Genomic DNA, 22,430 nt, shown 5'->3' with positions numbered 1-22,430 from the left:
CTGAGTCTCGGTCATTTGCCCTCCTCCACGACCGTCTTGTTCGCCGCCGCGAGCGCCTGCAACTGTCCCTCGGACAGTTCGCGCGACGCGCCCTTCTCGTAGTGCTTCTCGACGAAGTGCTGGCCGACCATCAGGATCGACGTGACGACGAGGTACCAGGTGGACGCGACCAGCAGCATCGGGATCGGCTGGAAGTTGACGCCGGAGATGTCGCGGGACCGGCCGTACAGCTCGAGGCTGAACGGCACTGCCGCCACGAGGCTCGTGGTCTTCAGCATGCTGATGACCTCGTTGCCCGTCGGCGGGATGATCACGCGCATCGCCTGCGGCAGCACCGTTCGTCGCATGGTCTGCCACCACGACATGCCCAGGGCGACGGACGCCTCCATCTGCCCTTCGCCGACCGACGAGATTCCGGCGCGCACGATCTCGGCCATGTACGCGGCCTCGTTGAGCGCCAGGCCGATCACCGCCAGCACGAAGACGTATTCGAGGCTGAGCTGCTGGATGTCGATCTCGAAGGCGGTCGGGCCGAACGGAATCCCGACGCTCACCGTCTTGTAGATCGACCCGACCAGCCCCCATAGGACGAGCTGGACGTACACCGGAGTCCCGCGGAAGACCCAGAGATACACCCATGCGGTGGCGCTGAGCACCCTGTTCGGCGACATCCGCATCACCGCGAGAATCACGCCGAGCACGACGCCGATGATCATCGCCAACACGGTGAGCGCCAGCGTGTAGCCGACGCCCGACAGGATGCGCTCCTCGAACAGGTACTTGCCGTACGTGGACCAGTGGTAGGCGGGGTTGGTCGCCGCGCCGTAGACGAAGAGCGCGACCAGCACCAGGATCACCGCCGCGGCGACCCACTGACCGGGGTGCCGCAGCGGTATCGCCTTGATCGGTGCCGGGCTCTCGATGCCGTCCCTCCGAGTGTCACGTGCCGTCATCGGTTCAGCCCTTCGCCCCGTTGATCACCGATCGCTGAATCATCCCTGCTTCCACTCCCCAATGATTGGCGATCTCTGCGTACTGCCCGTTGTCGATGAGGTACTGCAATGCGGCCTGAAGCGCCGGCCCGAGCGAGGAGCCCTTGATGATCGGCCAGCCGTACGGCGCGGCGTCGAAGAGCGGGCCGACCTCCTCGAGTTGCCCGTCGGTCTTCTTCACCGCGTACGCCGTCACCGGCGAGTCCGCGGAGAACGCATCGACCTGGCCGAGCAGCACGGCGTTCACCACCTGGTCCTGCGTCTCGAACTTCACCTTGACGATCGGATCCTTGCCCGCCTTCACGCAGGCCTCACTCTTGGCGGGGATCTCGTCCGTGTCTTCGACGGTGGTGCTCTGCACGCCGACCCGGAGCCCGCAGGCATCGTTCGGGTCGATGCCGCGTCCCACCTTCTGCGCCCACTTGATGCCCGCGCTGAAGTAGTCGACGAAGTCCACTTCCTTCTGGCGCTCCACGGAGTCGGTGAACGACGACATCCCGAGGTCGTACGTACCGCCCTGCATCGCGGGGATGATCTTGTCGAAGTCCGACTCGCTGTAGATCGCTTTCAGACCGAGGACTCCGGCGACGGCGTTCATCAGGTCGACGTCGAACCCGATGATGTTGCCGTCACGATCCTTGAACTCGTTCGGCTGGTACGGCGGGTTGGTGCCGACGCGCAGGACTCCCGACTCCCGGATGTTGGCGGGCAGCTTCGCGGCGATCTCCGGCTGCTTGTCGACCTTGACGGTGATCGGCTTGGTGTCCAGCGCCGACTCGTCGACGACGCAGCCGGTCAACAGCGGCAACGCGACCAACGCGGCTGTGACGGCAGGCAGGACCTTCGCACACACCGATCGCACTCGCATGACACCTCTCCGTACAGCTCGGAACCGACTCGGTCCCCGAATCAACGATTATGACTGGTCGATCGCGACTCGCGGCCGGCCGGGGCGGAATCAGCCGATCTGCTCGACGACGGCCGCACCGAACTCCGACGTCGACGCGGACCCGCCGAGATCAGCGGTGGCGACACCTTCGGCCAGGACGTGCGCCACCGCGCCGTCGATCGCGTCGGCCGCCGCATCCACCCGGCCGTCGCCCGACCGCCGCGCATGCCACCGCAACAGCATGGCCATCGACCCGATCATCGCGACCGGGTTCGCCACGCCGGTGCCCGCGATGTCGGGTGCGGCACCGTGCACCGCCTGCGCCATCGCCTGGGTGGCCGAGGTGTTGATCGACGACGCGAGCCCGAGAGACCCGGACAGCTCGGCCGCCAGGTCGGACAGGATGTCGCCGAACAGGTTCTCGGTGACGAGGACGTCGAAATCGGCGGGCCGTCGGACCAGCAGCGCAGCCATCGCATCGACGTGCTGATCGTCCACCCGGACGTCGGGGTACCGAGTCGCGACGTCGAGGCAGACGTCGCGGAACAGCCCGGTGGTCAGCCGCAGCACATTCGCCTTGTGCACGACCGTCACGTGACCGCGCCGCCGTCGCGCCGCTTCGAACGCCTCGACCGCGATGCGCTCGGACGCGGTGCGCGTCACCAGGCCGACGGCCATCGCCACGTCGGGCGTCGGCATGAACTCACCGCTGCCCACCGTCATGTTCCGGTCCGCATACAGGCCCTCGCTGTTCTCCCGCACCACCAGGACGTCGATGTCGGGCGCGGTCGCGTCGACGCCGCGTACCGCGCGCGCCGGCCGCAGGTTGGCGTAGAGCCCGAACTGCTTGCGCAGCACGGCTCCCGGCGCCGGATAGCGGACCTCGGCCGGGTACGACGCGCTGTCGTGCGGGCCGACCGCCCACAGGTCGAAGTCCTCGAGCGCCTCCAAGGTCGACGCGGGCACCGGGACGCCGTCCGCGGCGATCGCCGACGCACCGTACGGCAGCGTCGTCTGATCCAGGCTCACCCCCTGGTCCGCGAGCGCGCGGGTGGCGATGTCGACGGCGACCGGCACCACCTCCGGGCCGATTCCGTCGCCGGGGAGGACGGCGATTCGCAGGGTGTCGGTCATGCGCGGATACCTCTTCGTGGGTGGCGGCGGTCGGCGGATCGTGCGGGGCCCTGATCGTGGACAAGACTAGTTCGGACGGCCGCGTCGCAGACCCGTGTCTGCCCAGTCAGGCCGACCGACGGTGGAGTCTGCCCTGATCTCGATGCGCTCCGTCGCTACGCTCCTTACGCTTACTCGTCAGCCTGCGGGGCGGGTCCGGGCTCAGTGCGCGGCATCGTCCCAGCTGCGGCCGTATCCGACCGAGACCTCCAGCGGCACGGACAGGTCGATCGCGCCGCCCATCTCCTCGCGCACCAGCGCCTCGACCGCGGCCTGTTCACCGGTGGCGACCTCGATCACCAGTTCGTCGTGCACCTGCAGCAGCATGCGCGACGACAGTTGCTCGGTGCGGAGACGCTTCTGGACGTTGATCATCGCGACCTTGATGATGTCGGCCGCGGTGCCCTGGATCGGGGCGTTGAGCGCCATCCGCTCGGCGGACTGGCGGCGCTGGAAGTTGTCGGAGTTCAGATCCGGCAGGTACCGGCGCCGACCGAAGAGGGTCGCCGTGTACTCGTTCCGGCGCGCCTCTTCGACCACGCGATGCAGGTAGTCGCGCACCCCGCCGAACCGGTCGAAGTACGCTTCCATCTGCTGCTTGGCCTCTTCGCGGCTGATCCCCAGCTGAGCGGCGAGACCGTATGCCGACAGTCCGTAGGCCAACCCGTACGACATCGCCTTCACGCGCGAGCGCATCTGCGGATCCACCTGGTCCACGGGGACGCCGAAGGCCCGCGATCCGACGAAGTTGTGCAGGTCCTCGCCGGTGTTGAACGCCTCGATCAGCCCCTCGTCCTCCGACAGATGCGCCATGATCCGCATTTCGATCTGCGAGTAGTCGGCGGTCATCAGACTCTCGAATTCGATGTTTCCGGAGCCGACGGCGACGGGGCCGGGCGCCACCACGAAGGCGTGCCGGATCTGCCGTCCGGCCTCGGTCCGCACCGGGATGTTCTGCAGGTTCGGATCGGTCGACGACAGCCTGCCCGTCGCCGCGACGGTCTGGTTGAACGTGGTGTGGATCCGCTGATCATCGGCGACCGTCTTCTGCAGCCCCTCCACCGTCACCCGCAGCCGGGTGGCGTCGCGGTGCTCGAGCAGGTGCTTCAGGAACGGGTGTTCGGTCTTCTCGTACAGCGACGTCAGGGCGTCGGCGTCGGTGGTGTAGCCGGTCTTGGTCTTCTTGGTCTTCGGCATGTCGAGCTTGTCGAAGAGGATGGCCTGCAACTGCTTGGGCGAGCCGAGGTTCACCTGCTCCCCGATCACCTCGTACGCCGACTCCGCGGCATCGCGCACCCGCTGCGCGAACTGGCCTTCGAGCGAGTCGAGATGGTCGACGTCGACCGCGATGCCCGCCGCTTCGAGATCGGCCAGGACGAAGGAGAGCGGCAACTCCATCTCCTGCAACAGGGCGGAACTGTCGATGCGCTCGAGCTCGGTGTCGAGGGTGTCGGCGAGTTCGGCGACCGCCTGCGCGGACAGCATGAGCTGGTCGGCGGCGCGCTGTGCGTCGGCGTCGTCGTCGAGTAGGGACAGCTGGCCGTCGTCGCCCGCGCCGTCCTCCGCCTTGAGTTCGCGGCGGAGGTACCTGAGCGCCAGGTCGTCGAGGTTGAACGTGCGCTGGCCGGGCCGGACCAGGTACGCCGCCAGTGCGGTGTCCGAGGTGACGCCGGTCAGCGTCCACCCGCGTCCACGGAGCGCGTGCAGCGCCCACTTGACCTCGTGCACCGCCTTCGGCCGCGACTCATCCGCCAGCCAATCCGCCAGTGCCGCATCGTCTTCGACGCTGAGCGCGGTCGGATCGACGAACGCCGCCTCGCCGTCGGCCGCGGCGATCGCCAGCGACTCGACGTCGCTGCCCACCACCACGCGCGGACCGGTCACGGCGAGGCCGCTGCGGCCGGACGCCGTGTGCGCCGACAGCCACCCGGCCACCTCGCCGGCGCCCAGCCTGGTCCCGCTGAGGTCGAAGCCGGACTCGGCCTCCGGTTCCACCGACGTCAGCGTCGAGAAGAGCCGGTCGCGCAGCACCTTGAACTCGAGATCGTCGAACAGCTGATGAATACGATCGCGGTCCCACCCGTGCAGTTCGAGCTCATCGGGCCCCGCAGGCAGCTGCATGTCTCGAACCAGCTCGGTGAGCCTGCGGTTCATGATCACGCCCGCGAGATTGGCGCGCAACGAGTCCCCTACCTTCCCACGAACCTCGTCGGCCCGGTTGACCAGTTCCTCGAAGGAGCCGTACTCCCGGATCCACTTGGCCGCGGTCTTCTCGCCGACGCCGGGGATGCCCGGGAGGTTGTCGCTCGGGTCGCCGCGCAGCGCGGCGAAGTCCGGGTACTGCGCCGGCGTGAGCCCGTACTTCTTCTCGACCTCGTCGGGAGTGAATCGTGTCATCTCCGACACGCCGCGCTTCGGGTACAGCACGGTGATGTTCTCGTTGACCAACTGCAGCGAGTCGCGGTCGCCGGTCACCACGAAGACCCGGTAGCCCTGCTGATCGGCCGCGGTGGCCAGCGTCGCGATGATGTCGTCGGCTTCGTAGCCGTCGATCGCCATCACCGGGATGCCCATCGCGTCGAGCACCTCCTTGGTGAGGTCGACCTGGCCGCGGAACTCGTCCGGCGACTTGCTGCGCTGCGCCTTGTACTCGGGGAACATGTCCGACCGGAACGTCTGCCTCGAGACGTCGAAGGCCGCGGCGATGTGCGTCGGCTCCTCGTCGCGGAGCAGATTGATCAGCATCGAGGTGAATCCGTACACCGCGTTGGTGCTCTGACCGGTGTTGGTCTTGAAGTTCTCGGCGGGCAGCGCGAAGAACGCGCGGTACGCGAGCGAGTGGCCGTCGAGAAGCATCAGGGTGGGCTTGCCCGACTTCCCCCCGGCCTTGGTTCCGGCACCTGACTTGTTGGTTGTCTGCGCTGCACTCACGCTGACGAGTCTAGGGTGTGGGTCCGACAGCCTCGGCTACTCGGGCTTGTCCTCCAGCGTGTCGACGACGATCTCGGCGACGGCCTTCATGGTGGCGCGCTTGTCCATCGCGTTGCGCTGGATCCAGCGGAACGCCTCCGGCTCGGTCATGCCCTGCTTCTCCATCAGGAGACCCTTGGCGCGCTCGATCAGTTTGCGGGCCTCGAACCTGCCCGACATGTCGGCGATCTCCGCCTCGAGCACCTTCAGTTCGCGGTACCGGCTCAGCGCCACTTCGATGGCGGGAACCAGGTCGGCCTGCGTGAACGGCTTCACGAGATACGCCATAGCACCGGCGTCGCGGGCCCGCTCGACGAACTCGCGCTGACTGAAGGCGGTCAGCATCACGACCGGTGCGATCCGCTTGCGGGCGATCTCACTGGCGGCGTCGATTCCGTCGCGCACGGGCATCTTGACGTCCATGATCACCAGATCGGGGTGCAACTGTTCTGCCAGATCGACGGCCACCTGCCCGTTCGGCGCTTCGCCGACGACGTCGTAGCCCTCATCGCGCAGCATCTCGATCAGGTCCATCCGGATCAGCGAATCGTCTTCCGCGACAACGACTCTGCTCGCCGGTGAGGCCGGCTTGCCTGGGTCGTTCATCGATTCGGCTCCCATCGCTGGCGGCGGCTCCGCTTGGAAGTCCCGCAGGCAGAACTCCCGGTGTGCCCCGGGCCGGACTCGAACCGGCACCTCGTTAGAGACCGCATTTTGAGTGCGGCGCGTCTGCCAATTTCGCCACCGGGGCCGGTGGTGGTGCGAGTTGACAGTGTACTCAACGGATCCGGCACCGCGCGCAGCCACCCCTCACCGGCGCCGTCGTCACACCCGAGTCTTCCCTTTCGCGGACCTCAGCCTTATTGTTACCTGAGAGTCAGGTCACAGGAGTGTGACGGCGTAATCGACGCGACTCTGCAGATTCTGCTGTCGGGGAGGAATCCAACATCGTGAAATCGTCATTCCGTCGCGCGCTGCCCGCGCTGATCGCCGTACTCGTCGCGGTGCCGCTGATCGCCGTGCCGATCAACCCGGCGCGCGCTGACGCCGCTGTGTTCGGCACGCTCGGCGTTCAGTGGACCCGGACCCAGGACGGCAGACAGAAATACTCGGGCTATCAGGTGACGCCGGACGTTCCGATCCGGATGTCTGACGGAACGATGTTGCGCGGCAATCTGATCCGGCCGACCGATCGGTCCGGCAAGCCGGTGAGCGAGAAGCTCCCGACGATCATCAACATGACGCCGTACACGAAGATGGTGTCGGCGCTGGCGTCCGAGGTGATGAACTACCCCGTCCTCGCGCCGCAGTTGATCGACCTGCTGAACGGCATCAACCTGCAGGGCACCGTGCTCTCCGGCTACAACGAATTGGTCGGGGCACTGCGCGGCGGCCTGATCCAGACGTTCGCGTACGACCCGAAGCTCATCAAGAGCGGCTACAACATGCTGGTCGTCGACGTGCGCGGCACCGGGTTCTCGCAGGGCACCTGGCAGGTGTTCGGTGATCGTGAGCGTAAGGACACCGTCGAAGTCGTCGACTGGGCGTCCAAGCAGCGGTGGTCGAACGGCAAGACCGGTATGGCCGGCGTCTCGTACTCGGGCATCAATCAGGTGCAGGCCGCGGCCGACGACCCGGGCAAGCTCGGGGCGATCTTCCCCGTCGTGCCCGGCGCCGATCTGGTCCGCGACATCATCGCGCCGGGCGGCGGACTGGGTGTCGGATTCCTCAGCTTCTGGCTCGCAATCGTCAACGGGACCAAGATGATTCCGAATCTTGCATCGATTCTGAACGGCACCTTCGACTGGAAGTGGCTCGCCGACCGGGTCAAGGACCCGCTCACCTACTTCGACCTCCTCGTCGACGCACTGGTCACCAAGGACACCAAGGATCTGAGTCCGCGGACTCGTGATCTGGTGACCGCGGGCACCTCCCGCCGGGACTCGCTGTACACGGACGTCGGCCGGATCCAGACCCCGACGTTCACCATCGGCGGATGGAACGATCTCTTCACCAACTCCGAATCGCGGATGCTCACCGGGCTCAAACAGCTGCCGAACGCGCAGAAGAAGTTGATCATGGACGACGGCTATCACGTGACGTCGAGTTCCGATTTCGGCCGACCGGGCCACCCGCCGCGCATCGACGTGCTCGCACGCGCCTGGTACGACAAGTGGCTCAAGGGAATCGACAACGGCATCGATCGTTACTCGCAAGCCACCCTCGCCAGCGAGCCCACCGGCAACTTCCTGCAGGGGCCGTCGTTCCCGCTCCCCGGCTACTCGTATCAGCGTCAGTATCTGAGCGGCGCCGCCTCACATTCGGTGAACACCCCGGTGGCCGGCGACGGCTCGCTGAGCTCGACCGAGCCCGCCCAGCGGGCCACACGAGAGGTGAAGCCCGGACTGTCGACCCTGTGCGACCGTGACTCCGCGCAGGCTGCGGCCGGTGTCACCGCACTGTTCGACTTCTGCGGCAACGACACCCGCCTGTCGGAGACCGCGGCGCAGACCTTCACCGGCAAACCCGCCACGACACTCACCCGGATCAGCGGCACACCCGTGGTTCATCTACGCCAGCGGCTGAACGCGACCGACGGATACTGGCACGCCACGGTCAACGTCGTCTCCCCCGACGGGCGGTCGCGCATCGTGTCGATGGGACAGCTGATGGTCTCCCTGCGAGCGGTCGACAAGAGCAAGAGCGGCTACGCGCCGAACGGCGACCTGACCGATCCCGTGCTCTACCTGTCGCTGGATCACTACAGCAAGGTACGTCCGGGGCAGATCCTCGACGTCGACATCCCGATGTCCGCGACGCAGGCGGCGCTCCGTCCGGGCGACCGGCTCCGGGTCGACATCTACTCGCTGAACTTCCCGAAGTCACTGCCGCTCGGACCGGGTCTGTGGTCGTCGGAGCTGCGACCGCAGTACGTCGAGATCGATCCGTCCGCACCGAGCTGGGTCAACGTCCCGCTGTCCCGGCCGCTCCGATGACCGCAGTGGCGGCCGCACTGGAGATCGCCGTGCAAGACCCGGCGGGCGCGGTCGTGGCTCGCCACGGCGGCGCGGACCGCGTCGAACTCTGCGCCGCGCTCGGGGCGACCGGCGGACTCACGCCGTCCGCCGGCCTGCTCGCCGCCGTCTGCGCGGTCGGGATCGACGTGCACGCGCTGATCCGGACACGTCCGGGTGGATTCGTCTACTCGGAAGCCGAAGTGGACGTGCTGGTCGCCGATGTCGAGGCGGCCGTCCGAGCGGGCGCCGCCGGTGTGGTCGTCGGCGCGCTGACAGCCGACGGTTCGGTCGACTCCGAAGCCACGACTCGGCTGGTGGAGGCTGCGCGTTCCGCGGGCCGGGCGGTCGACCGACGCATCGAGGTGACGTTTCATCGAGCGATCGATGCCGCCTCCGATCCGGTCGCGGCGATCACGCTCCTGGGCGGCCTCGGCGTCGACCGCGTGCTGACATCGGGCGGCGCCGCCAAGGCGGGCGACGGAATCGCGGTCCTCGGCGCGCTCGTGGCCGCGAACACCGGAGTGCAGGTGATGGCCGGCGGCGGCGTCGACGTCGCCTCGATCCCCCGATTGATGGCCGCCGGCGTCGACGCGGTGCATCTCTCGGCGAAGCGGTCAGTGCCCGATCCGGGTTCTGCCGGTCCCGGCGGCGGCAGCGCGTCGGAGCTGGAGACGACGGACCCCGACCTCGTCGCCGCTGCCGCCTCGGCCTTGCGGCCGCGCTGATCACGCAGTCGCGACCTGCAAACGACGTCAGCAGTGTTCGGTGTGACCATCTGGTGGTCACACCGAACACTGCTGACTCGAACAGACCGGTTCAGCAGGCCCCTGCACTCCTACGACAGCAGTGCGTCTCCGGCGAGCGCGTCCTCTGAGGCAAGCGTCCGGTAGCTGCCGATCGTCACCGCGTAGAGCTTGCCGACGGGAACGTCGTCGATCTCGAAGCCCGCCAGGCAGATGCCGCTCGGGAGCGCCCGGAACTTGTTCATGGTCGACCGGCCGTAGACCTCACCCGACTGGGCGTCCATGATCGTGACGGGCGCGCCGAAGCCGACGTCGGGAGCGAACGGCTTGGACCGGCTCGCGCAGTCGACCTCGATCGCGGCGCCTGCGGTGAAGCGGGACGTCGCGACGACACCCTGGAAGACCGCGACAGCGGCCACCGCGACGAGCGCGACCCCGGCCAGCGCACTGCCGACCCGGATGGCGATCTTCCACTTCCGTTGCCACCGCTTGGGCGGCAGGGCCGGACCTTGGGGAAGAAAGAACCGCAGTTCCGGAGCCGGAGCCGCCCCTGTCTCGGCCGTCGGTGCGTCGAAGCTCTCGGTCATCGCGTCCGTCTCAGCCCCGCGGCGGGAAGTACTTGATCAGGGCTTCCTGCACGACCGACGTCGCCAGTGTCCCGTCCCGCTTGAAGAAGCGGCCCGAACCGATCCCCCGCGAACCCGCGGCGACCGGCGACTCGGTCGAGTACAGCATCCAGTCGTCGAACCGGAACTCGCGATGGAACCACATCGAGTGGTTGACGGTGGCCGCGAACAATCGGTCGAAGCCCCACGACAGTCCGTGCGTCGTGATGATCGAGTCCAGGACGGTGGTGTCCGACGAGTACGCCATCGCCGCCACGTGCATCAACGGATCGTCGGGCAGGACTCCATCGGCTTTCATCCACGCCCGGTTGTGATTCAGCTTCTCCCCGGTCTCCTTCATCACCCACGTCGGGTCGTTCGCGAACCGGATGTCGACGGGGTGCAGGGCGTTGACGAAGGCCTCGATCTTGTCCTCATAGCCCTTGAAGTGCTCGTCCAGGGGCGGCAGTTCCTCGGGATACGGCACCTCGGGGATCTCCACCGCATGCTCGAGGCCCGCCGAATTGTCCTGGAACGCGACGAGCATCGTGAACACGACCTCGCCGTCCTGCTTGACGGTCACCTGACGGTTGGCGAACGCACGGCCGTCGCGGTAACGGTCGACGTGATACTCGAGCGGCTTGCCGACGTCGCCACCCCGGATGAAGTGCGCGTGCAGCGCGTGGACCGGAGGCTGCCCCTTCGTGATGGTCCGGCCGGCCGCAATCACTCCCTGGCCGAGGAGCTGGCCGCCGAACGTGCGGGCCATCACCTGATCCGGGTGGTGCCCGATGAACAGGTCGTCGTCGACTTGCTCCAGGTCCAGCAGCTCGATGAGCTTGGCCAGATCGGCGGATGTGGTCGCCACGTCGTCGGAGTTGCCGTCAGTCATGCCCCAACCCTATGTCAGCGGTGCGGGCGGTCGTCCGACCGCACCGCTGCACTCGAGTCCGGTGAGTCGGCCGGATCAGTGGTCCTGTTCACCGATGCGGTGGACGTGCACGAAGTTCGTCGACCCGATCACCGACGCCGGAGCGCCCGCACAGATGACGACAGTGTCGCCCTTCTTGAGACGGCCGTTCGCGGTCAGCACGTCGTCCACCTGATCGATCATGTCGTCGGTGTTCTTCATCCGCGGGACGAGGTGCGACTCGACGCCCCAGCTCACCGCCATCTGATTGTGCGTCGCCTCGGTGGCGGTGAACGCGATCAGCGGCATGCGCGAGTGCAGGCGCGCGACCCGCCGCACGGTGTCGCCGGACTCGGTGAAGGCGATGATCGCCGCGGCGTTGAGGCGCTCGGCGATGTCGCGGGCGGCGTAGGTGACGACGCCGCGGCGCGTGCGCGGCACATGTGTCAGCGGCGGCACGTCGCGGGTGCCGTGCTCCACCGCGGAGACGATGCGGCTCATGGTGCGGACGGTCTCATGCGGGTACTTGCCGACCGAGGTCTCACCGGACAGCATCACCGCGTCGGCACCGTCGAGCACCGCGTTGGCGACGTCGGAGGCCTCGGCGCGGGTCGGTCGCGAGTTCTCGATCATCGAGTCGAGCATCTGCGTCGCGACGATCACCGGCTTGGCGTTCTCGCGCGCCATCTGGATGGCGCGCTTCTGGACCAGCGGAACCTCTTCGAGAGGCATCTCCACGCCGAGGTCGCCGCGGGCCACCATGATCGCGTCGAACGCCAGGACGACGGCCTCGAGGTTCTCGATGGCTTCGGGCTTCTCGAGCTTGGCGACCACCGGAACACGGCGACCGACGCGGTCCATCACCTCGTGGACGAGTTCGATGTCCGCGGGGCTGCGGACGAAGGAGAGGGCGACGAGGTCGACCCCCAGCTCCAGCGCGAACTCGAGATCGGCGATGTCCTTCTCCGAGAGGGCGGGCACCGAGATCTTCATGCCGGGCATCGAGAGGCCCTTGTTGTTGCTGACGGTGCCGCCCTCGGTGACGGTACAGATCACGTCGTTGCCGTCGACGCCGTCGACCACCAGGCCGACCTTGCCGTCGTCGATCAGGAGTCGGTCGCCGGCTTCGGCATCCTGTGCGAGGTGCTCGTACGTGGTCGACACGCGGTCGTGATCACCGACGACGTCGTCGACGGTGATCCGCACCTGCTCGCCGTCGTTCCAGTCGACGGCGCCGTTCGGACGACCGTTGTCCTCGAACTTGCCGAGCCGGATCTTCGGGCCCTGGAGGTCGGCCAGGATGCCGACCGGCTTGCCCGTGGCGAGGCTGGCGGCGCGGACGGCGTCGTAGACACCGCGGTGGTCGGCGTGGGCGCCGTGGCTGAAGTTCAGCCGCGCCACATCCATGCCGCACTCGACGAGGTCGGTGATGCCTTCGAGGGTGTTGGTTGCAGGACCGAGGGTGCAGACAATTTTCGTTCGACGAGTCACCCCATAAGGCTAGCGGTCGCGTTCGAGCGTGTCCCCTCGGTCTCAGTCCTCGGTCGGCGATGGCCGGTCGGCGGGGTCGGTGACCTCGTCCGACTCGGCGTCTGGCTCGACATCCGGCTCGACGTCAGCAGACTCCTCCGCGGCCGTCGACGCAGCCTCGTCGGCGCGGCGGATCTCGATCGTCCCCGCCGAACCACCGGGATTCTGCTCGATGATCGTGATGCCCGACAGTTCCTCGTCGTCCGCGGGCACGATCGTGTACCCCTGGGCCGACACCGATTCGGAGATCGACGGTTCGCGGCCGGGAATCACCCGCCCCTCGGGCTCGGGCTCGCTGTCCGCTTCCGGTTCCGGCTCCGAGTCGGTGCCCGGCGCTTGCTTATCGGTCTGCGCCCACTCGGATACCGACTCCGCGGTCGCTGACTGATCGTCGGCGTCGGCGTCCGTCTCGATCCCGGCCTCACCGTCGGTCTCGGGCTCGGGTTCGGGCTCGACCGCGACGTCCGGCTCGGGCTCGGGCTCGGCGCCGGCGTCGGCGGAGTCGTCGGCCTCCCGAGGTTCCGCGGCGTCGTCGTCCGTCTCGCGAGACGCCTCATCGTCTGCGTCATCGAGGTCGGTCTCGAGATCATCGGCGTCGAGATCATCGGCGTCGCCATCGGCGAACAGCGCGGCAGTCGTCGCCGCGACCTCGAACTCGGGCTCGCCGCCGTCCTGCTCGTCTTCGACGGTCGGCTGGTCCGCGGTGTCGTCGAACGGGATGCCTGGGTCGGCGTCATCCTCGTACTCCGATTCCTCGTACTCCGACTCCTCGTACTCCGGTTCCTCGTACTCGGCGTCCTCGTAGCCCGGCTCGTCACCGCCCGGACCATCTTCGTCGTACTGCTCGGCGTCGTCGACGTCCTCATCCCCGCTGAGCGACTGCGGGACATATCCGACGGCCCCTTCGGCCGCCAGTTCCTCGGCACGGTCGGGCCAGTACATCGAGAGGCCCTGCTCGCGCCCCTTCGGAGCCATCACGAAGTAGAGCGCGGCGCACAGGAAGACGATCGCCGCCGTGAAGACATTGATGCGGACACCGAAGATGTGGGTGGCGTAGTCGTCGCGCATCAGCTCGACGACGAATCGGCCGACGCAGTAGCCGGCGACGTACAGGGCGAACAGCCGCCCGTGACCGATCCGGAAACGCCGGTCCACGAGCACCAGCACGATGACGAAGAAGACGTTCCACAGCAGTTCGTACAGGAATGTCGGATGGACCACCGAGTACACGGTCCCGGTCGAGACGCCGTCGATCAGCTTGTACGAGATCACGCCGTCCGCATTGGTCCGGTCGTAGATCTCCAGGCCCCAGGGAACCGTCGTCGGCCGGCCGAAGAGCTCCTGATTGAAGTAGTTGCCGAGCCGGCCGATGCCCTGTGCCAGCAGGATCGCGGGCGCGATCGCATCGCCGAACGGCGGAAGCTTGATGCCCATGTTGCGGGCACCGATCCACGCGCCCACCGCGCCGAAGGCCACCGCACCCCAGATGCCGAGACCGCCGTCCCAGATCTTGAAGACCGCACCGAGTCCCCGACCGCCCGGACCGAAGTACGTGTTCCAGTCGGTCAGCACGTGGTAGATCCGACCGCCGATCAGGCCGAACGGCACCGCCCACAGCGCCACGTCGATGACCTCGCCCGGCTGGCCGCCGCGTGCCATCCAGCGACGGCTGCCCCACCAGACGGCGACGATGATGCCGATGATGATGAACAGGGCGTACGCCCGGATCGGTACGGGGCCGAGGTGCCACACACCCTGCGGCGGGCTCGGTAGGTAAGCGAGGACGGTTCCGTCAGTCACAGGTGCCACAGTAACGTGGCCCTGTTCGTCGATCGATCAGGCGTACCGCTCCGGGGCTGCCGCGCAGCGCGCGGTCGATCAGCGGCGAGCGCGGCGAACGCCGTCGGCGAGGTCGGAGACGACCGCGGCGACCGCGTCCTGCCCCTTGTCCACGGCCGAGACGATCGCGGACCCCACGATGACCCCGTCGGCGTACGCGCCGATCTCCGCGGCCTGATCGCCGTCGCGGACGCCGAGGCCCACGCCGATCGGGATCTCCGAGTACTCGCGCACTCGCGCGCACAGCTCCGGAGCCGCATTCGACACCGTCGCGCGCGCACCGGTCACGCCCATCGTCGACGCGGCGTAGACGAAGCCCCGGCAGCTGTCGAGGGTCATCGCCAGGCGCTCGGGCGTGGACGACGGCGCCACCAGGTAGATGCGGTCGAGGCCGTGCGCGTCGGACGCGGCATGCCATTCGGCGCCCTCGTCGGGAATCAGGTTCGGGGTGATCAGCCCGACGCCGCCCGCGGCCGCGAGGTCGCGGGAGAAGGCGTGGACGCCGTACTTGAGGACCAGATTCCAGTACGTCATCACGACCGGCTGTGCGCCCGCGGCGGCGACCGTCTCAGCGGCCGCGAACACGTCGCGCACGCGGCTGCCGTTGTCGATGGCGGTCTGCGCCGCCTTGGCGACGGTCGGGCCGTCCATCACCGGATCGGAGTACGGGATGCCGATCTCGACGATGTCGCAGCCGGCGTCGACCATCGTCTTCAGGGTGACGAGAGAGTCGGCGACCGTCGGATAACCGACCGGCGTGTAGCCGATCAGCGCGGCACGGTTCTCCGCCTTGCACGCCGCGAACGTCGCGCCCAGCCGGGACTCGGGGGCGGGCTTCGGGCTCATCGAGCGTTCTCCTTCTTCTGCGCGGCGAGCGCGGCTGCGTACTCGGTCTCCGACGGCGGCTTCTCGAACAGGTTGAACCAGCGCGCGGCCGTGTCGACGTCCTTGTCGCCTCGACCCGACACGTTCACGATGACGACCGCGCCGTCGCCGAGTTCACGACCGAGCTTGAGCGCCCCGGCGACGGCGTGAGCCGACTCGATGGCCGGGATGATGCCTTCCTTGCGGGACAGCAGGGCGAGCGCCTCCATCGCCTCGTCGTCGTTGATCGGCCGGTATTCGGCCCGACCTGTCTCGAGCAGATGAGCATGCTCGGGACCGACGCCCGGGTAGTCCAGACCCGCCGAGATGGAGTGCGACTCGATGGTCTGCCCGTCCTCGTCCTGCAGCAGGTAGGAGTACGCGCCCTGGAAGGCCCCCGGGGTACCGCCGGCGAAGGTCGCCGCATGCCGTCCGGTCTCCACGCCGTCGCCACCGGCCTCGAAACCGACCAGGCGGACGCCCGCGTCGTCGATGAACGGATGGAAGATGCCGATGGCGTTCGACCCGCCGCCGACACACGCGGTGACGGCGTCGGGCAGCCTGCCGATCTTCTCCAGGATCTGTGTGCGCGCCTCCATGCCGATGATGCGCTGGAGGTCGCGAACGATCATCGGGAACGGATGCGGCCCGGCGGCCGTGCCGAAGCAGTAATACGTGGTGTCCGCATTGGTCACCCAGTCGCGCAGGGCCTCGTTGATCGCGTCCTTCAGCGTCGCCGAGCCGGTCTCGACCGCAACGACGGTCGCGCCGAGCAGACGCATGCGGGCGACGTTCAGCGACTGACGCTCGGTGTCGACCCGCCCCATGTAGATCAGGCACTCCATGCCGAGCAACGCGCACGCGGTGGCCGTCGCGACACCGTGCTGGCCGGCTCCGGTCTCGGCGATGACGCGCGTCTTGCCCATCTTCTTCGCGAGCAGCGCCTGACCGAGCACGTTGTTGATCTTGTGCGAGCCGGTGTGGTTCAGATCCTCACGCTTGAGGAACAGCCGGGCGCCGCCCGCGTCCTCCCGAAGGCGCTCGGCCTCGTACAGCGGCGACGGGCGGCCCGTGTAATCGCGCTGCAGCCGATCGAGCTCGTTCAGGAAGTCCGAATCGGTGCGGAGCTTCTCGTAGGTGGCGGTGACCTCCTCGATGACCTCCATCAGCGCCTCGGGAACGTGCCTGCCGCCGAAGTCGCCCCAGTGGCCGCGCTCGTCGGGTCCGATCGGATGGACGTCGGAGACGCCGTCGCTGGCCTTGGGGAACGCCGCGTCGGCTGATGCCTGTTCGGCGGCTTCGGAGTTCTCGGTCACGTGCTCAGTATCCTCATCGTTCGATTCCGGCGGCAACTGAAATAACCGCCTGCCCCGATCACCGGGCGGACCGGGTGATCGAGGCGTTCAGGTCAGGTGCTTCTGGGTCAGCGCGAGGGCTTCGGGCACGACGGGTGTGAACCCGCGGTCACCAGATCGGCGACCGCGAGTCGCGGATCGCCACTGGTCACGACGCCCTCCCCGACCAGGATCGCGTCGGCACCCGCGCCCGCGTAGGCCAGCAGATCCGCGGGTCCGCGAACACCGGACTCGGCGACCTTGATGGTGCTCGACGGCAGCCCCGGGGCGATCCGTGCGAAGCAGTCGCGATCGACTTCGAGGGTCTTCAGGTTGCGCGCGTTGACGCCGACCACCTTGGCTCCGGCCTCCAGCGCTCGATCGGCCTCTTCCTCTGTGTGCACCTCGACGAGGGCTGTCATGCCGAGCGACTCGGCACGATCGAGGAGCGATGCCAGCGCCTTCTGCTCGAGAGCCGCGACGATCAGCAGGATGACATCGGCGCCGTGCGCGCGCGCCTCATGGATCTGGTACGGCCCGACGATGAAGTCCTTGCGCAGGATCGGGATGTCGATCGCCGCGCGGACCTCGTCGAGGTCGGCGAGAGATCCGCCGAAACGTCGCTGCTCGGTGAGGACGCTGACGATCCGCGCGCCGCCGGCCTCGTACGCCTTCGCCAGGTCCGCAGGATCCGGAATGTTGGCGAGCTGACCCTTGGACGGACTCGCCCGCTTCACCTCGGCGATGACGGCGATGTCGTTCTGGCTCAGGGCAGCCATCGCGTCCCGCGGGCCCGGAGCCGCTGCCGCGGCCTTCTTGACTGCGGCGAGGTCGAGGACCGCTTCGCGCGCGGCGACGTCAGCCTTGACTCCCTCGATGATCGAATCGAGCACTGACTGATTGCTCACGGCTATCGGCCCCTTTCACTGCTTGTCATCAAGAGTAAGCACGTGGCCGAAGAGGCGGGAGTCCGGGGTCGTGATCGTCGTCGTGACCGGTGAGAGACACGTTCACGTGTCACAATCGAGCCGACATCGACGAGCGTTACGACCTGGGCTCTTCGTCCTCTGTGGGATCGATGCCCTCGTCGAGCGAATCCCACAGCAGTCGCTCGTTCGCGGCGGGTGCGGTCGGCTCGCCCGACGCCGCAGCGCGCTCGCGCTCGTCGAAGATCTGCCGTTCGAGATCGTCGCGACGTGCCGCGGGCGAGGAGTACTTGGACGACATTCCGCCCTGCCGCGCGGTGCGGGCCATCGCGACGGCCCCGAGAATCGCGCACACCGCCGATGCGATCACCAGGTATCCCGGGGTGGACTCCGTCGGAATGCCGTCGATGACGGCACGAGCCGGCACGTCGACCATCTTGACGATGTACAGGTTGTTCTCGCCCTCGGTGAGCAGCGAGATGGCCGGTATCACGGCAAGGACTCCGCCGAGTGCGACGAGGATCGCGACGATGCGCAGCGCCCAGCCCCGCAGCGCGAACTGCGCGACCACCGCGGCCGCCATCGCGATGCCGACCGGCGTCAGCCAGGGGCTCCAGTCGGAACCGTTCACCGTGAACACCCGAGCCGGCCCCAGGTCGGGGGCGACGAGGATGGTCGCCCACTTCATCCGCGATGCTCCCCACAGGCCGAGGGCCGCCAGCAGGATCAGCACCGACGCGATCATCTGCCATCGGCGGTCGACCGGCGGCGCGGTCGTCTGCGGCTTCTGGCTCGCCTCGCTGCTCATCACTGTTCCTCCCCTGCCACCGGCTTCATGGTTCCGGCGGCGGCGACCGCGGCCAGCACCGCCGACGCCTTGTTGCGTGCCTCGTTGAACTCGTACTCGGCGTCGCTGTCGGCGACGACGCCGCCGCCGGCCTGGACGTAGGCGACGTCGCCGGACATCAGCGCGGTCCGGATGGCGATCGCCGTGTCGGCGTTGCCCGCGAAGTCGAGGTAGCCGACCACACCGCCGTACAGCCCGCGCCGGGTGATCTCGTTGGCCTCGATCAACTCCATCGCGCGCACCTTCGGCGCGCCGGTCAAGGTACCCGCCGGGAAGCACGCGGTCACCGCGTCGAGTGCCTGCTCACCGTCGCGAAGCTGCCCGGACACGGTCGACACCAGGTGCATGACGTGGCTGTACCGCTCGACCCGTCGGTAGTCGGTGACCCGGACCGTGCCGGGCTCGCAGACGCGCCCGAGATCATTGCGACCCAGGTCGACGAGCATCAGGTGTTCGGAGTTCTCCTTCTCGTCCTCCAGGAGCCCCTTGGCCAGCAGGAGGTCCTCCTCGTCGGTCGCGCCGCGCCAGCGGGTTCCCGCGATCGGGTGGGTGGTGGCGACACCGTCGGCGACCGTCACGAGCGCCTCGGGCGACGAGCCGACGATTGAGAACGGCTCCCGGTCGATGCCCGGCATCCGGAGCAGGTACATGTACGGGCTCGGGTTGGAGGCGCGCAGGACGCGGTAGACGTCGACGGGGTCGGCATCGGTGTCGAGTTCGAAGCGCATCGAGGGCACCACCTGGAACGCCTCGCCGGCTTCGATCTCGCCGACCAGTCCGGCGACGATCTCGCGGTAGTCGTCGAGCGAGCGCTGCGACCGATAGTCCGGTGCGGGCCTGCTGAACGTGGAGACGGTCGACGGGTCCGGCGCGGCGAGCGCACGCGTCATCGCATCGAGCCGGGCGACCGCGTCGTGATACGCGTCGTCGACGCGCTCGTCGCTGCCGTCCCAGTTGACGGCGTTGGCGATCAACGTGATCGTGCCCTCGTGATGGTCGAAGGCCGCCAGATCCGCGACCAGCAGCCAGAACATGTCCGGCAAGTGCAGATCGTCGACCGTCGTCTCAGGCAGTCGTTCGAGTCGGCGGACGAAGTCGTAGGCCATGAACCCGACGAAACCGCCGGTGAGCGGCGGCATCCCGTCGAGCGGGTCGGTCCGCAGCAGCCGAAGGGATTCGGCGAGCGCCTCCACCGGGTCGCCGCCGACCGGCGCACCCGCGGGCACGTCACCCCACCAGTGCGCCTGCCCGTCGGCGACGGTGAGTGCCGACCGGGTGCCCGCGCCGATGAACGACCACCGCGACCACGACGCGCCGTTCGGCGCCGACTCCAGCAGGAAGGTGCCCTCCTTGGCGGCGAACCGCCCGTCGCTTCGCGTCGCGTTCGGATCCCGCGCCAGCTTGCGGTACACCGACAGCGGGGTCTCCGAGTCCGCCAGGACCTTGCGGGTCACCGGCACGACGCGATGATCGACGGCCAGGTCGCGGAACGTCTCGAGCGAGGTCGTCTCCATCGAGTTCGTCGCGGTCGTTCCGCTCATCCCAGCGGCTCCCCACCGACGCCCCAGTGCTGGCGCGGCACTTCGGTGATCGTCACCCAGACCGAATCCGGGTTCTTGCCCGTGGCCTTCGCGTACGCCTCGGTGACGGCGGCGATCGTCTCCCGCTTCACTCGGTCCGACAGCCCCGGTGTCTGGGAGATCTGAATCAGCGGCATCGCTAGTCCTTCAGTGGGTTGCATGGTGTGGTTCTGGTTGCTCACGCGACGGGGACGCCGAACTCCAACGGTTCGGTGTCGAAGCAGCTGTGGTTGCCGGTGTGGCACGCCGCACCCACCTGGTCGACCGTCAACAGCAGGGTGTCGCCGTCGCAGTCGACGCGGATGTCGTGCACGTACTGGGTGTGTCCGCTGGTCTCGCCCTTCACCCAGTACTCCTGCCGCGAGCGCGAGTAGTACGTGGCCTTGCGGGTGGCCAGCGTCCGCTCGAGCGACTCGTCGTCCATCCACGCCATCATCAGCACGATGCCGGTCGACCGCTCCTGCGCGATGGCGGCGAACAGTCCGTCGTCGTTGCGCTTGAGCGAGGCAGCGAGTTCTGCGGGCAACGCCATGGTTCTCCTCTTTCTGTGGCGGATGAAGACTGCTGACGGACGTCAGCGGACCACGATGTGCTCGGCGCGCATCGCGTCCTTGACCTCGCCGATCGTCATGTCGCCGAAGTGGAAGACGGAGGCGGCCAGCACGGCGTCGGCTCCGGCGTGGACCGCGGGCGCGAAATCCGCGACCCTGCCAGCACCGCCGCTGGCGATGACCGGAATCGAGACGGCCGCGCGCACGGCTTCGATCATCGCGATGTCGAAACCCGCCTTGGTGCCGTCGGCGTCCATCGAATTGAGGAGGATCTCCCCCACTCCGAGCTCCTGCCCGCGCTGCGCCCATTCGACGGCGTCGATGCCGGTGCTGCGACGACCACCGTGCGTGGTCACCTCCCAGCCCGACGGCGTCGGCTCGTTGCCCTCGGGCACGGTCCGCGCGTCCACCGACAGCACGATGCACTGCGAACCGAAACGCCTGCTCATCTCACTGAGCACCTCCGGCCGGGCGATCGCCGCGGTGTTGACGCTGACCTTGTCCGCACCCGCGCGCAGCATCACGTCGACGTCGTCGACGGCGCGGATGCCGCCGCCGACCGTGAGCGGGATGAAGATCGCGTCCGCGGTGCGGCGGACCACGTCGAGCATGGTGCCGCGCCCCGAACTCGACGCCGTCACGTCGAGGAAGGTGAGCTCGTCCGCGCCCTCGGCGTCGTATCGCGCCGCGAGCTCGACCGGATCGCCCGCGTCGCGCAGATTCTCGAAGTTGACGCCCTTGACCACCCGGCCGTCATCGACGTCCAGGCAGGGAATGACGCGAACTGCCACGCTCACGGGCGGGTCTCCTCGTTGTCGTTGGGGATGTCGGGATTGTGATCGGCGAACTGCTCGGGCATCGCCTCGGCGATCACGTCGAGCAATTCTCCATGAAGTCGGCGATTGCCCGCCACCAGCGAGGTGGAGCCCACGGTCCAGGGCGCGCCGGAGAGATCGGTGACCGTGCCGCCTGCGGCGCGGACCAGTGCCGCGCCCGCGGCGTTGTCCCAAGCCTTGGCGCTGAACGAGACGGCGCCGCCGAAGACGCCCGCCGCCGCGTAGGCGATGTCCGTGCCCGTCGACCCGGTCATCCGGAGACGACCCGCCCGATAGCTGAGCCGGCGCTGCAGTTCGGCTCGCGCCGCGCCCGGCACCTCGCCGCGTGCCCGAGCGTTGAACGACCCGAAGCCGATCACCGCGGTCTGCAACGGGCTGTCGGGCACCGGCTCGGTCGGTACCCCGTCGACCAGCAGTGGGCCACCGATATGCCCGGCGAACCGCTGTCCCACCAGCGGCAGGCGGGTCAGTCCGAGCACGGGCTCACCGTCGACCGCCAGCGCCAGCAGCATGGCGGCGATCGGCATGCCGACCGAGTAGTTGAAGGTGCCGTCGATCGGATCCAGGATCCACATCACGCCGTCGTGCGGGGCGGGACCGCCGAACTCCTCGCCGTGGACCTCGATACCGGTGCGCTGCTCCAGCTTCTCGGCGATCGTGCGCTCCAATGCCAGATCGACGTCGGTCGCGAAATCACCGCGGCCCTTCGCATGCGTACCCGGTGAGCCCAGACCGTCGACGAACACCTCGGTGACCTCATCGAGCACCGACTCCGCCGCGGCCAGCAGCCGCGGGTAGTCGAGGTCGGCGAGATCGGTCACGTC

Annotated in this window: 20 protein-coding genes and 1 tRNA gene; 2 read left to right on the top strand and 19 right to left on the bottom strand. The window is 68.1% G+C overall.

The features are described from left to right. Nucleotides 1-11: 11 nt before the first annotated feature. From SCNU_RS06835 to SCNU_RS06810, 6 genes are all read right to left on the bottom strand, one after another. Entirely contained in the window at nt 12-953 is a 942-nt protein-coding gene (locus tag SCNU_RS06835; protein WP_009678621.1) for an amino acid ABC transporter permease, read from the bottom strand. A gap of 4 nt (nt 954-957) precedes the next feature. Then, nucleotides 958-1,860, bottom strand: a complete 903-nt coding sequence (locus tag SCNU_RS06830; protein ID WP_009678620.1) for an ABC transporter substrate-binding protein — start codon at nt 1,858-1,860, stop codon at nt 958-960. Nucleotides 1,861-1,950: 90 nt separating this feature from the next. Next, nucleotides 1,951-3,015 carry an isocitrate/isopropylmalate dehydrogenase family protein gene (locus SCNU_RS06825; protein ID WP_009678619.1) on the bottom strand — a complete coding sequence of 355 codons (1,065 nt, stop codon included), beginning with the start codon at nt 3,013-3,015 and terminating at the stop codon, nt 1,951-1,953. Between the two features lie 201 nt (nt 3,016-3,216). Then, nucleotides 3,217-5,910: a DNA polymerase I gene (gene polA, locus SCNU_RS06820; RefSeq protein ID WP_009678618.1), complete on the bottom strand. Its 2,694-nt coding sequence runs from the start codon at nt 5,908-5,910 to the stop codon at nt 3,217-3,219. 111 nt (nt 5,911-6,021) lie between these two features. After that, a complete protein-coding gene (locus tag SCNU_RS06815; protein ID WP_040517842.1) occupies nt 6,022-6,630 on the bottom strand; it encodes an ANTAR domain-containing response regulator in 609 nt (202 codons plus the stop codon). A gap of 63 nt (nt 6,631-6,693) precedes the next feature. Continuing rightward, nucleotides 6,694-6,775, bottom strand: a tRNA-Leu gene (locus tag SCNU_RS06810). A gap of 199 nt (nt 6,776-6,974) precedes the next feature. On the opposite strand from SCNU_RS06810, the gene SCNU_RS06805 reads away from it, so the two are divergent. Together SCNU_RS06805 and SCNU_RS06800 are read left to right on the top strand one after the other, a co-directional pair. Further along, on the top strand, nt 6,975-9,020 hold the full coding sequence (locus SCNU_RS06805) for a CocE/NonD family hydrolase (RefSeq protein ID WP_009678616.1): 2,046 nt from the start codon (nt 6,975-6,977) through the stop codon (nt 9,018-9,020). Then, complete coding sequence (locus SCNU_RS06800) at nt 9,017-9,766, top strand: copper homeostasis protein CutC (protein ID WP_009678615.1); 750 nt, start codon at nt 9,017-9,019, stop codon at nt 9,764-9,766. Before SCNU_RS06805 ends, SCNU_RS06800 begins: the two co-directional genes overlap by 4 nt. 110 nt (nt 9,767-9,876) lie before the next feature. Here the strand turns inward: SCNU_RS06800 and SCNU_RS06795 are convergent, their stop codons facing one another. The 13 genes from SCNU_RS06795 to SCNU_RS06735 all read right to left on the bottom strand — a co-directional run bounded on the left by SCNU_RS06795 (nt 9,877) and on the right by SCNU_RS06735 (nt 22,427). Further along, a complete protein-coding gene (locus SCNU_RS06795) occupies nt 9,877-10,371 on the bottom strand; it encodes a hypothetical protein (RefSeq protein WP_009678614.1) in 495 nt (164 codons plus the stop codon). 10 nt (nt 10,372-10,381) lie between these two features. Next, nucleotides 10,382-11,281, bottom strand: a complete 900-nt coding sequence (locus SCNU_RS06790) for an acyl-CoA thioesterase (RefSeq protein WP_009678613.1) — start codon at nt 11,279-11,281, stop codon at nt 10,382-10,384. A 75-nt stretch (nt 11,282-11,356) separates the two neighbouring features. Continuing rightward, nucleotides 11,357-12,790, bottom strand: coding sequence for a pyruvate kinase (gene pyk, locus SCNU_RS06785; RefSeq protein ID WP_009678612.1), 1,434 nt, complete (start codon nt 12,788-12,790; stop codon nt 11,357-11,359). A 42-nt stretch (nt 12,791-12,832) separates the two neighbouring features. Next, complete coding sequence (lgt, locus tag SCNU_RS06780; RefSeq protein WP_083812567.1) at nt 12,833-14,629, bottom strand: prolipoprotein diacylglyceryl transferase; 1,797 nt, start codon at nt 14,627-14,629, stop codon at nt 12,833-12,835. A gap of 78 nt (nt 14,630-14,707) precedes the next feature. Beyond that, entirely contained in the window at nt 14,708-15,514 is an 807-nt protein-coding gene (gene trpA, locus SCNU_RS06775; protein ID WP_009678610.1) for a tryptophan synthase subunit alpha, read from the bottom strand. After that, nucleotides 15,511-16,848: a tryptophan synthase subunit beta gene (trpB, locus tag SCNU_RS06770; RefSeq protein ID WP_009678609.1), complete on the bottom strand. Its 1,338-nt coding sequence runs from the start codon at nt 16,846-16,848 to the stop codon at nt 15,511-15,513. The genes trpA and trpB overlap by 4 nt, the downstream gene beginning before the upstream one ends. A 107-nt stretch (nt 16,849-16,955) precedes the next feature. Further along, nucleotides 16,956-17,774: an indole-3-glycerol phosphate synthase TrpC gene (trpC, locus tag SCNU_RS06765; RefSeq protein WP_009678608.1), complete on the bottom strand. Its 819-nt coding sequence runs from the start codon at nt 17,772-17,774 to the stop codon at nt 16,956-16,958. 136 nt (nt 17,775-17,910) lie between these two features. Further along, nucleotides 17,911-18,600, bottom strand: a complete 690-nt coding sequence (locus tag SCNU_RS06760; RefSeq protein ID WP_009678607.1) for a TIGR02234 family membrane protein — start codon at nt 18,598-18,600, stop codon at nt 17,911-17,913. After that, the gene (locus SCNU_RS06755) at nt 18,600-20,180 is read right to left on the bottom strand and encodes an anthranilate synthase component I (protein WP_009678606.1); all 1,581 of its coding nucleotides are present in this window, start codon (nt 20,178-20,180) and stop codon (nt 18,600-18,602) included. Before SCNU_RS06755 ends, SCNU_RS06760 begins: the two co-directional genes overlap by 1 nt. Then, on the bottom strand, nt 20,177-20,356 hold the full coding sequence (locus SCNU_RS06750) for a tautomerase family protein (protein ID WP_006895384.1): 180 nt from the start codon (nt 20,354-20,356) through the stop codon (nt 20,177-20,179). Before SCNU_RS06750 ends, SCNU_RS06755 begins: the two co-directional genes overlap by 4 nt. A gap of 41 nt (nt 20,357-20,397) precedes the next feature. Further along, nucleotides 20,398-20,751: a phosphoribosyl-AMP cyclohydrolase gene (gene hisI / locus SCNU_RS06745; protein ID WP_009678605.1), complete on the bottom strand. Its 354-nt coding sequence runs from the start codon at nt 20,749-20,751 to the stop codon at nt 20,398-20,400. 42 nt (nt 20,752-20,793) lie between these two features. After that, on the bottom strand, nt 20,794-21,567 hold the full coding sequence (gene hisF, locus SCNU_RS06740; RefSeq protein WP_009678604.1) for an imidazole glycerol phosphate synthase subunit HisF: 774 nt from the start codon (nt 21,565-21,567) through the stop codon (nt 20,794-20,796). Continuing rightward, entirely contained in the window at nt 21,564-22,427 is an 864-nt protein-coding gene (locus tag SCNU_RS06735) for an inositol monophosphatase family protein (RefSeq protein WP_009678603.1), read from the bottom strand. The genes hisF and SCNU_RS06735 overlap by 4 nt, the downstream gene beginning before the upstream one ends. Nucleotides 22,428-22,430 lie beyond the last annotated feature (3 nt).

This window comes from Gordonia neofelifaecis NRRL B-59395 (assembly GCF_000192435.1).
Taxonomy (GTDB): domain Bacteria; phylum Actinomycetota; class Actinomycetes; order Mycobacteriales; family Mycobacteriaceae; genus Gordonia; species Gordonia neofelifaecis.
Note: the sequence above shows the minus strand (reverse complement) of the source record. Positions and strands in the feature narration are given on the sequence as shown.